The sequence below is a fragment of the Arthrobacter sp. 05L421 genome, from assembly GCF_056397785.1.
On the sequence record NZ_JBFTOC010000064.1, the window covers coordinates 1 to 757 of the forward strand.

General features: G+C 69.0%; 1 pseudogene. It reads left to right on the forward strand.

Annotated elements, in window-relative coordinates:
- A pseudogene (locus tag AC1DKQ_RS22420) lies at window positions 1–757 on the forward strand (hypothetical protein); the annotation flags it as partial.

The following is a 757-nucleotide window of genomic DNA, read 5'->3' on the forward strand; positions in this document are numbered from 1 at the left end:
CCTGGCCTCCGCAGGATCCGCCAACACGCTCAACGTCCGGGCCGCAACAGACTCATGGTCCGAAACCGGCACCTTCTACGCCAACCGGCCCACGGTCTCCGGGACCCTCGGGTCCCTGCCCGGCGGCACCGTGCCCAACACGACGTACGACATCACCCTCGACACCAGCCAGATCTCCGGCTGGACCGGGTCGAGAACGCTCGCCCTGACCGGCACCGGCACCGACAGCTCATGGTTCTGGTCACTCCAGGCCTCCGCCTCACTGCGCCCCGTCCTCAACCTCACCTACACCGATTCCGCCCCGGCCGACACCACCGCACCGAGTGCGCCCGGATCCTTGTCGGCATCCGCAGCCGGGTCGGCCATCGCACTGACCTGGACAGCAGCCACCGATAACGTCGGGGTAGCCGGCTACACCATCCACCGGTCAAGCTCAGCCAGCTTCGCGCCCACCACTTCGACCAAAATCGCTGACGCCACCGGAACCAGCTACAGCGACCCGAACCGGCCCGCCGGAACCTGGTACTACCGCGTCACAGCCCAGGACGCCGCCGGAAACACCAGCCCGCCGTCCAACGAAGCAACCGCCACGATCCAGTCGACATCCCCGCCGACCGTGGTGGCGGTGGCGCCGGCCGCGGACACCTACACCTCGTCGTCGGCGCCCACCACGGACTTTGGCACCAGCGGCTCGCTCGCCGTCTACGGCTCTCCCGAGAACACGGCAGTCCTGCGGTTCCAGTTCCCGGCCGCCCCG